Genomic DNA, 9,396 nt, shown 5'->3' on the forward strand with positions numbered 1-9,396 from the left:
ATATTTGGACCAGCAAGAAGGGCAAGGGCAGGGCCGGCTTTGCGAGGGCTCAGAGATGGGGTCCCCTCAATCCGGGATCATCGCGGTGGCGTCGATCTCGACCAGCCAGCCAGGGCGGGCGAGGGCCGTGACCACGACGCCGGTGGAGACCGGATGCACGCCGCGGATATACTCGCCCATCGTGCGATAGACAGCCTCGCGGTGGCGCACGTCGGTCAGGTAGACCACGACCTTGCACAGATGCTCCATCTGGCCCCCCGACTCCTCGATCAGCTGGCGGATGTTCTGCATCACCTTGTGGGTCTGCTCCACCGGGTCATGGCTGCCGATATCGGCGGCGCTGTCGAGATCCTGCGGGCATTGGCCGCGCAGGAAGATCATCGTGCCGCGCGCCACCACGGCCTGGCAGAGGTCATTGTCGAGCTTCTGTTCGGGATAGGTTTCGCGCGTGTTGAACTTGCGGATGCGGGTATGGGCCATGATGCTCCGGGAGTTGGGGTCAGGCGGCGTCGAGGCGGGCAGGGGCGCCATAGGCGCGCCCGGAATAGAGGAGCGGCAGGCCGGCGCCCGCGATCTCGACCGTCTCGGCGGCGCCGAGCAGCACGTGGTGGCTGCCGACGCGGGTCGCGGTGATCAGCCGGCAGTCGAAGGCGGCCAGCGCGCCATGCAGGCGCGGCGCGCCGGAGGGCATCGCCGACCAGTCGGCGCAGGCGAAGCGGTCGCCACCCTCGCGGGGCAGGCGGCCGGCGAAGGTGTCGGCCACCGCTTGCTGATCCGCCGCCAGCAGGTTCACTGCAAAGCTGCCATTGCCGAAGATGGCGGCGGCGGCGGGCGAGAGGTGGTGGACGCAGACCAGGAGGGTGGGCGCCTGCCCCTCGGCGGAGACGGAGGACATGGCGGAGATAGTGACGCCGGCGCGCCCGGCGGCGCCTGCCGTGGTCACGACGGTCACGGTGGCGGCAGCGCGGGACATCGCCTCGAGGAAGCTCTCGCGCAACGGGGCGGTCATGGCGCGGCCTGCGCGCTTTCGGGGGCGATGCGGCTGGCAAGGTATTGCGCAAATTCGAAATTCGGCCGCTCCAGATGCGACAGGTGGCCCGGCGCGCCCATTGCCGAGCAGATGCCGCGATAGACCTTTTCGACGCAGCCCTTGTCCTCGATGTTCACTTCATCGAGCAAAGTTTTGAGCCGCGCGAAATGCTCTTCCGCCTTCGGGTCCGCGCCGAACTCGGGCGCAAGACCGCCGCCGAACAGCACGTTCACATGGCCGGGCCCGTCGGGCGTCAGGCACAGGTACCAGAAATAGCCGGGCGAGAGGGTGATCAGCAGCGAGGGGTAGATCGAGATCAGCCAGGTGGTGCGGCGGTCATCGCCTTGCAGCGTGGTGTTGGTGGGATGGGCCAGCGTCAGGTCCAGCGCATCGTTCTTGATGATGAAATGGTAGTTGAAGGCAGGGTCGCCCTCGGGGCAGGTCATCTTCAGCAGGTCGACGGTGTGGCCGATGGTATCGGCATGGCAGACCGGCAGGTGATAGCTTTCCATGAAATTCTCGGCCAGCACCTTCCAGTTGGTCGCCCAACGGAACTCCTCACGGAAGGCCTCGATGTAGTTTTCCATGTGGAACTTGCCGACGAGGGCCTCGACGCCCTGCAACCGCTCCGCCGGGGAGGGGGCATCGGGGTTGAGCGTCACCATGATCCAGCCCAGCCACTCCTCGCAGCGGACCTGCGGCAAGCGGACGTCGGATTTGCAGAACCCCTCGTTCAGCGCCATCGCCGGGGCGCCGCGCAGGGTGCCGTCGAGGTTGTAGGTCCAGGCATGGTAAGGGCAGACGATGGCACGGGCATTTCCGCGCCCCTCCAGCAGGGTGGACATCCGGTGGCGGCAGACGTTGGACATGGCGCGCAACACGCCGTCGCGGTCGCGCAGCACGATGATCGGCTCGCCGGCGATCTGCATGGTCAGGTAATCGCCAGGGTTCGGCAGCGCATCGGCGCGGCCGGCGCAGAGCCAGTCGGCGGCGAAGATCTGGCGCATCTCCTGCGCCAGGAACTCGGGCGAGGTATAGACCGATTTGGGCATGGCGCGCGCGGCCCCGAACGGGACCGAGACATTGGCGTGCAGCTCTTGCGCGGGGGTCAGGGTTTCGTGCCGCGTCATGCCAGTGCTCCTTATTCCGCGGCCTTGCGGTCCATCGAGAACCACTTGGACACGGTGCTGTCGCCGCGCGTCAGGGTTTTCTCGCCCATCACCCGGTCCGACAGGCCGGCTGCCTCTTTCACGAACGCCAGCGGGCCGTCCCAGTCGAAATTGCGATAAACTGCGGCAAGATGTGCAAAGGGCGGCGATTGGGCGAAGAGCTGGAAGGTCAGGCGGTGGCCGGCATAGTCGGAGTTCAGCATGTCGCGGGCGAAGGCCAAGAGCTTGCGGCGGTCATCGGCGACCCATTCGTCATTGATGGTGTAGTACTTGTCCATCCAGGGTTTCGTCTCGGGATGGCGGAAGCTGGCGGCGTCGGGCGTGACGCAGATCTGGCCGCCGCAGAGCTCGCGCGCGATGTGCATCATCTCGTGCAGTTGCGAGCAGGCGAGGACGCGGCCGGTATAGAGCAGCGACTGGTTCGGCATCATCAGGCCAGCCGGCGAGCGCTCGCCAAGGGCGATGGCAGCGGTGAGGTGGGCGTTGATCCCTTCCCGGTAAACCGCCAGCTGGCTTAGCTTTTCCTGCACCGCCTGCTGTTTGTCGAGCCCGGTCTGGCGCGCGTTGAACAGGGCGGCGCCGATCATCATGTCGGCCAGTTTCAGGTTGCGCTGCACGAAGGCGAAGGCGGAATAGCGGTGCAGGGTGGCGCGGATGAACATCGCCGCGCGGGTGTGGCGGTAGAACAGCACATTCTCCCACGGGATCAGCACATCGTCGAAGATGACGATGGTATCGACCTCGTCAAAGCGGTTCGAGAGCGGGTAATCCTCGGTCGGGGCGCGGCCGGCAAAGCCGGTGCGGCAGATGAACTTCAGCCCCGGGCTGCCAAGATCGCAAATGAATCCAACGGCATAGTCCGACAGCGTGTCATTGCCCCAATTGGCGATGGTCGGCTTGGTGAAGGCCTGATTGGCATAGGCGGCGGCGGTTTCGTACTTGGCGCCGCGCACCACGATGCCGGCATCGGTTTCGCGCACCACATGCAGCAGCATGTCGGGGTCCTGATCCTGCGGCGCCTTGGAGCGGTCGCCCTTGGGATCGGTATTGGCCGAGACGTGAAACGGGTCTGTTTTCAAGACCTTGCCGATATGGGTTTCGATATTGCGGGCGAATTGCGGGTCGATCTCGGCCAGCACGTCCTGCCCGTCGAACAGCGACCACATCTCGCCCACCGTCTCGTCGCCGACGCGGGTGACGATGCCGCCGACATCCTCGAGCACGGCATCGGTGGCGCGGCGCTTGGCCCACCAATCGGCCTGCGTGTAGGGCAGAGCGCTGCCTATCGCATTGATTTCACCGTCTTTCGTGACGGTCATCACCTCGCGCGTGGCCGGGTCATGGGCCATGTCGTAGATGCGGGCGCGGATATCGACCAGCGGCTTGAACATCGGATGCGAGGGCACATCGGCGACCTTCTCGCCATTCACATAGACAAGGCGGCCATCGCGGATCGAGTCGATGTACTCTGCGCCGGTGCGGATCATGCGGGGGCTCCTTGCGGGGATTCACTGGAGCCAGACTGCGGCAGCACGGCGTAGGTGCAAAGCAGTCATTTCCGCAGCACGGGTTAGGCTGGGCCTAATCAGGGGGCGCTGCAGTGGGATATGGAAACCATACAGAACCCGTATGTATGTCATACATACGATTTGCCGCATGGTTCTGGCACGTTCGGGCGGGATCAGGCGACGCACTGCCTCGCCCCGCCCGCGCGGGACGCCTCCCCCGGAGCCTTTGGCCGCACGCGACCGACTGAGGACAGCGCCCGACCTGGCGGGCGAGAAGCGCCCGCCGAGGGGTGATGAGCGACAAGAAATCCTCCACTGGAGGATTTCCGCGAAGAACGCCCGGCCCGTGGCCGGGCCGGGAGGGCGGGCGCTGGCCGGGGGCTTTGCCCCCGTCCGGTGCAAGATGAGATGGCGGTGAGTGGCGAAGGCGATGGCCTTCGCCAAGGAGACGGGGGCAAGCATGCGGGCAAGCGCCCTCCCCCAAGGGACTCACCCCTGCGCGGCCAGCCACTCCGCGGTGCGGTCCAGCGCGCGGCCCATCTTCTCGACGATCTCGTCGATATCCGCCTCGGTCACGATCAGCGGCGGGCACAGCGCCAGCGTGTCGCCGACGGCGCGGAAGATCAGCCCCTCGGCATGGCCGAAGATCGCCGCCTGCGCGCCGACACGGCCGATGGGGGTGAAGGGGGCCCTGGTCGCCTTGTCGGCCACCAGCTCGATCCCGGCGATGAGGCCGGCGCCGCGCACCTCGCCGACCAGCGGGTGGTCCGCATACTGGCGCAGCCCCGCCTGCAGGCGCGGGCCCAGCCGGTTCGCGGCACCCATCAGGTCCCGCTCTTCCAGGATCGCGATGTTCTCCAGCGCGACCGCGGTGGCGACCGGGTGGCCCGAGGCGGTGTAACCATGGCCGAAGGTGCCGATCTTGTGGCTGTTGTCGGCGATGGCATCATAGATCTCTTCGGTGAACAGCACCGCGGCCAGCGGCATGTAGCTGGAGGTGATCTGCTTGGACACGGTCATGATGTCGGGCGTGAAGCCGTAGGTCTCGCAGCCAAAGCGGCCCCCGGTGCGCCCAAAGCCGTTGATGACCTCATCCGAGACCATCAGGATATCGTGCTTGCGGCAGATCGCCTCCACCCCCGGCCAATAGCCGGTCGGCGGCACCATCACCCCGCCCGCGCCCATCAGCGGCTCGCCGATGAAGGCGGCGATGGTGTCGGCGCCCTCCAGTTCGATCACCGCCTCCAATTCGGCCAGCAGCCGCGCGGTGAACTCGGCTTCCGTCTCGCCCTCCAGCCCGAAGCGGTAGAAATGCGGGCAGGTCAGATGCACGACCGGGATCGCCGGCAGGTCGAAGTCGCGGTGGTTGTTGGGCAGGCCGGTCAGGCTGCCCGAGGCGATGGTGATGCCATGATAGCCCTTGTTGCGGGCCAGGAACTTCTTCTTGGCCGGCCGGCCAAGCGCGTTGTTCATGTACCAGACCAGCTTGACCACGGTGTCATTCGCCTCGGACCCCGAATTGGTGTAGAACACCCGGGTCAGCGGTTCGGGCGAGATTTCCACCAGCTTTTCGGCCAGCCGGATCGACGGCTCATGCGCCTTGGCGGCGAAGATGTGGTAATAGGGCAGAAGGGTCATCTGCTTGTAGGCGGCATCGGCAAGGCGCTTTTCGCCAAAGCCCACGGCGACCGACCACAGCCCCGCCAGCCCCTCGATATACTTGTTGCCGGCCGTGTCCCAGACATGGATCCCCTCGCCGCGGGCGATGATGATCGGGCCCTTCTCCTCCAGCGCGCGGGCATCGGTATAGGGATGCAGGCTGGTGGCAAGATCGGCGGCGGCAAGCGAATTCGAGAGCTGGGTCATGGGGCGGGTCCTTGGTTCCTGCGGGGATCCATCTTGGATAGCAGGGCAATGGCCCCCCGTGCCATGCCGTTTTGCGACACCAGGCCAAAGGAATGCGCGCTTTTGGGCGCCGGTGGTTGACGGCGCCGCGCGGCGCGGCTCTGGTCAGCGGCGATTGCGGGCGAAGGGCGGGGCCAGATGACGGCAAGGTCGGAGCGGATTTTCGGGCATCTGGACGGCGCCCCGGTGCCCGAGGTGGTGCTGGCGGCAGGCCCGCTGCGAGCGCGGCTGATCCCCTATGGCGCGCGGCTGGTGGCGCTGGCCGTTCCGGACCGGGACGGCACGCTGGCCGATGTGGTGCTGGGGTTCGACGGGATCGAGGGTTACCTCGCCTCGGACGCCTATCTGGGCGCGACCTGCGGACGGGTGGCCAACCGCATCGCCGGGGGCCGCTTCCGGCTGAACGGCACCGACCACCGCGTCGATTGCAACGAGCGCGGCAATCACCTGCATGGCGGCAGTGCCGGCTTCGACCGCAAGCTGTGGCAGGTCGAGGACCGGACCGGGACCTCGGTCACCTTCACCGCTGAATCCGCCGATGGCGAGATGGGCTATCCCGGCCGCTGCACCCTGCGCGTGACCTACCGGCTGAGCGCCACCGCGCTGTCGGTGGTGATGGAGGCGCAGAGTGACCGGCCGACGGTGATGAACATGGCGCATCATTCGTATTTCAACATGGCGGGGGCGGGGACGGTGCTGGACCAGCGGCTGACGGTGCCCGCCGCGTTCTACACACCGGTCGGGCCGGGCCTGCTGACCACGGGCGAGATCCTGTCGGTGGAGGGCACGCCCTTCGACCTGCGCACCGGCCCCCGCATCGGCGAGGTGGTGCAGGCGATGGCCTCGGCCGGGATCGCGCCGCATGGCCCCGATCACAACTTCTGCCTGCCGCAGGGCAGCGGGCGCGGCAGCGGCGGGCTGCATCTGGCGGCGGTGCTGGAAGACCCCGCCTCGGGCCGGCGGATGGAGGTGGCGACGACCGAGCCGGGCCTGCAGGTCTATGCTGGCGGGATGCTGCCCGAGGGCACATCTGCCAAGGCCGGCTCGCGGCTGATGCGCCATGCGGGAATCGCCTTGGAAAGCCAGGCCTTCCCCGGCGCCCCCAGCCACGCGCATTTCCCCAATTGCCGCCTGATGCCGGGTGAAACCTACCGCCACGAAACCCGCTTCACCTTCTCGGCAAGCTGAGCCCGCGGGCCGCGTCTTTCCCTTTGCCTTTTGAAAATATCCTCGGGGGGGTCCGGGGGGCAGAAGGCCCCCCGGCGCTGGCCGCTATCCCGCGATCAGTCCAGCACCACCGCAGGCTCTGCCCGCCCCGTCGCCACATCCGGCTCCGACAGCACCAACCCCGAATGCGGAGCATCTTCCAGCGCGCGGGCACTCAGCCCCTCCAGCGCCGAGGTCACGAACAGCGTGCGCAGCCCGGCGCCGCCGAAGGCCGGGCAGGTCGTATGCGGCGCGCCGGTCTCCACCGCGCGCAGGAATGTGCCGTCCGGCGCATAGGCCGCGACCTTGCCCGCGCCCCAGAGCGCGACCCAGAGGGTGCCGTCGGCGTCGATCACCGCGCCATCGGGGTTCAGCCCCTCGGGGCCAAGGTCGAGGAACAACTCCGGCTCCGCGTCGGGCCAGCCACCCGCATCCAGCGCCACGCGGTAGATCTTGCTCTCGCCCGTGTCGGCGTAATGCGCGAAGCCGCTCCCGAAGCAGATCGCGTTCGGGATGGTCAGGCCGTCGAACAGCTGGCGCAACTCGCCATCATAGTAACGGTAGATCGCGCCCTGCCCCTTGCCGGCTTGCAGGCCCATGGTCGAGGCCCAGAACCCGCCCCAGGGATCGGCCCGCCCGTCGTTGGAGCGCGTCAAAGGGTTGTCCGCCTCCATCGCCACCAGATCGGTGCGCTCGCCGGTGGGCAGGTCGAACCGGAAGAGCGCGGTTTCCGAGGCGATCAGCAGCGTGTCATGGTCGACCCAGCCGGCGGCGGAACAGCGTTCGGTCATCTGCCAGGCAAGCGCGCCATTGCCGTCCTGGCTCAGCAACCGGCGGCCGAGGATGTCGAACCAGAACAGCTGGCCGCGTTCGGGGTGCCACAGCGCGCCCTCCCCCAGCTCGCAAGGGCGCGAGTCATAGACCAGCGAGCTCATTGCATCACCGCGTCATAGGCCGCGACCAGATCGGCGGCGCGGGCGGCGATGTCGACGGCGCTGCGGCCGGGCGCATAGAGCGCGGTGCCGATGCCGAAGCCACTGGCCCCGGCGCGGCGCCAGGCGTCGAAGTTCTGCGGGCCGACGCCGCCGACGGCGAAGACCTCGGTCCCGGCGGGCAGCACGGCGCGGATCGCGGCCAACCCCTCGGTGCCCATCAGGAAGGACGGGAAGATCTTCAGCCCGTCCGCCCCTGCCGCCAGCGCGGCGAAGCATTCGGTAGGGGTCAGGACGCCCGGCCAGCTTTGCATGTCCGCGCGCTTGGTCGCCTCGATCACCGCCGCGTCGGCATTAGGCGAGACGATCAGCTGCCCGCCCGCGGCCTTCACCGCATGCACATCGGCCGGCGTCAGCACCGTCCCCGCCCCGATCAGCGCCTCGGCCCCGAAGGCCTGCGCCATCGCGGCGATGGACTGCAGCGGGTCCGGCGAGTTCAGCGGCACCTCGATCCGGGTGATGCCGGCGGCGATCAGCGCCTCGGTCACCGGCAGCGCTTCGGCGGGGGTAATCCCGCGCAGGATGGCAATCAGCTTGCGGCTCATGGTCTGTCTCCGGCTTGCGCCAGCGTCAGGCCGGCAAGGGTCATCTGTTCGGCGGGCAGCAATTCTGCCTGTACGCCCTGCGCCGCCAAGGCGGCGGCATAGGCGTGGGCGATGCCATCGGCGGCGACGATCACCACCCGTTGCCCCAGCCAATAGGGCCGCGCGGCGGCGAGTTCGGCGCCGATCAGCAGGCCCGACAGCCGGGCGCGAGCGATTTCGGGCGCAAGCTCCGCCAGCAGCGCCTCGGCCCTGAGCCCGAACAGCCGGGCCGAGACCCGGGCGGGCGATGTCAGCGCATCGGCCACGGCTTCGGCAAAGGCGGCATCGTCCCAGCCCGATGCGCCGACCGAATGGCGCAGCACCGACTGGCCGGCCAGCAGCGCGAACATCTCGCCGGTCAGGAAGGTCTGGAAGCTGACCACCTCGCCCGCGCTGAGATGCGCCCATTTGGTATGGGTGCCGGGCAGGCAGATGATGCCGTCGAAATTGGGCAGCGTCGCCAGAACCCCCGCGATCTGGGTCTCCTCACCGCGCATCACATCGGCGGCTGGCTTGCGCTGCGACAGGCCGGGCACGAAGCGGACGGCCAGCCGCGGATCAGCGGCGACGGGCATCAGCAGGCCCGGGGCGACGGGCGCGCAGGGCACCGGGCGGTAGGGCGCCTCGGCCCAGCCTTGGCGCGCCCCGACCATGCCGCAGGCGATGACCGGCATCTGCCGGCCCTCCGTCAGCCAGGGCTCGATCAGCCGCAGCAGGGCCGGCTGGAACCCCTCGGGGGTCAGCCGGCCCATGCCGTCATCGGAGCTGGCGGCGGCGAGCACGCGGCCCCCCGCCATCCCCCAGACCCGCAGCTGCGAGGTGCCCCAGTCCACAGCGATCCAGTCAGCCGTCACGGTCATGGCCGCCTTACCCCCGCACGTCTTCCGGCAGCAGCGCGTCGGGCAGGTTCTGGAAGCAGACCGGGCGCATGAAGCGGCGGATGGAGAGGGTGCCGACGCTGGTGGCGCCGAAGTTGGTGCTGGCGGGATAGGGGCCGCCATG

At 68.3% G+C, this 9,396-nt stretch carries 9 protein-coding genes; 1 reads left to right on the top strand and 8 read right to left on the bottom strand.

The genetic code is table 11. From position 1 onward, the window contains the following. Positions 1-66: 66 nt before the first annotated feature. The 5 genes from GVY41_RS10285 to GVY41_RS10305 all read right to left on the bottom strand — a co-directional run bounded on the left by GVY41_RS10285 (position 67) and on the right by GVY41_RS10305 (position 5,573). Positions 67-480 (bottom strand): RidA family protein, encoded by a 414-nt coding sequence (locus GVY41_RS10285; protein ID WP_161346049.1) that lies wholly within the window; start codon positions 478-480, stop codon positions 67-69. A 19-nt stretch (positions 481-499) separates the two neighbouring features. Then, entirely contained in the window at positions 500-1,009 is a 510-nt protein-coding gene (locus tag GVY41_RS10290) for a flavin reductase family protein (protein WP_161346050.1), read from the bottom strand. Then, positions 1,006-2,160 (bottom strand): aromatic ring-hydroxylating oxygenase subunit alpha, encoded by a 1,155-nt coding sequence (locus GVY41_RS10295; protein ID WP_161346052.1) that lies wholly within the window; start codon positions 2,158-2,160, stop codon positions 1,006-1,008. Before GVY41_RS10295 ends, GVY41_RS10290 begins: the two co-directional genes overlap by 4 nt. A gap of 11 nt (positions 2,161-2,171) precedes the next feature. Beyond that, entirely contained in the window at positions 2,172-3,686 is a 1,515-nt protein-coding gene (locus GVY41_RS10300) for a 4-hydroxyphenylacetate 3-hydroxylase family protein (RefSeq protein ID WP_161346054.1), read from the bottom strand. A gap of 510 nt (positions 3,687-4,196) precedes the next feature. Further along, complete coding sequence (locus tag GVY41_RS10305; RefSeq protein WP_161346056.1) at positions 4,197-5,573, bottom strand: aspartate aminotransferase family protein; 1,377 nt, start codon at positions 5,571-5,573, stop codon at positions 4,197-4,199. A 177-nt stretch (positions 5,574-5,750) separates the two neighbouring features. Here GVY41_RS10305 and GVY41_RS10310 point away from each other — a divergent pair, with 177 nt between their 5' ends. Then, positions 5,751-6,800 (top strand): aldose epimerase family protein, encoded by a 1,050-nt coding sequence (locus tag GVY41_RS10310; protein ID WP_161346058.1) that lies wholly within the window; start codon positions 5,751-5,753, stop codon positions 6,798-6,800. Between the two features lie 95 nt (positions 6,801-6,895). On the opposite strand, the gene GVY41_RS10315 is transcribed toward GVY41_RS10310, so the two are convergent. From GVY41_RS10315 to GVY41_RS10325, 3 genes are read right to left on the bottom strand one after another with little or no spacing between them, the layout of a single operon-like run. Then, positions 6,896-7,753, bottom strand: a complete 858-nt coding sequence (locus GVY41_RS10315; protein ID WP_161346060.1) for an SMP-30/gluconolactonase/LRE family protein — start codon at positions 7,751-7,753, stop codon at positions 6,896-6,898. Next, entirely contained in the window at positions 7,750-8,355 is a 606-nt protein-coding gene (locus GVY41_RS10320; RefSeq protein WP_161346062.1) for a 2-dehydro-3-deoxy-6-phosphogalactonate aldolase, read from the bottom strand. The genes GVY41_RS10315 and GVY41_RS10320 overlap by 4 nt, the downstream gene beginning before the upstream one ends. Next, positions 8,352-9,248, bottom strand: a complete 897-nt coding sequence (locus GVY41_RS10325) for a 2-dehydro-3-deoxygalactonokinase (RefSeq protein ID WP_161656892.1) — start codon at positions 9,246-9,248, stop codon at positions 8,352-8,354. The genes GVY41_RS10320 and GVY41_RS10325 overlap by 4 nt, the downstream gene beginning before the upstream one ends. Between the last annotated feature and the right edge of the window lie 148 nt (positions 9,249-9,396).

This window comes from Frigidibacter albus, assembly GCF_009908165.1.
GTDB lineage: Bacteria > Pseudomonadota > Alphaproteobacteria > Rhodobacterales > Rhodobacteraceae > Frigidibacter > Frigidibacter albus.

Excerpts from the sequence above, each read along its gene's own strand:
- GVY41_RS10285 (WP_161346049.1), bottom strand. The coding sequence starts at position 480 with ATGGCCCATACCCGCATCCGCAAGTTCAACACGCGCGAAACCTATCCC.
- GVY41_RS10290 (WP_161346050.1), bottom strand. The coding sequence starts at position 1,009 with ATGACCGCCCCGTTGCGCGAGAGCTTCCTCGAGGCGATGTCCCGCGCT.
- GVY41_RS10295 (WP_161346052.1), bottom strand. The coding sequence starts at position 2,160 with ATGACGCGGCACGAAACCCTGACCCCCGCGCAAGAGCTGCACGCCAAT.
- GVY41_RS10300 (WP_161346054.1), bottom strand. The coding sequence starts at position 3,686 with ATGATCCGCACCGGCGCAGAGTACATCGACTCGATCCGCGATGGCCGC.
- GVY41_RS10305 (WP_161346056.1), bottom strand. The coding sequence starts at position 5,573 with ATGACCCAGCTCTCGAATTCGCTTGCCGCCGCCGATCTTGCCACCAGC.
- GVY41_RS10310 (WP_161346058.1), top strand. The coding sequence starts at position 5,751 with ATGACGGCAAGGTCGGAGCGGATTTTCGGGCATCTGGACGGCGCCCCG.
- GVY41_RS10315 (WP_161346060.1), bottom strand. The coding sequence starts at position 7,753 with ATGAGCTCGCTGGTCTATGACTCGCGCCCTTGCGAGCTGGGGGAGGGC.
- GVY41_RS10320 (WP_161346062.1), bottom strand. The coding sequence starts at position 8,355 with ATGAGCCGCAAGCTGATTGCCATCCTGCGCGGGATTACCCCCGCCGAA.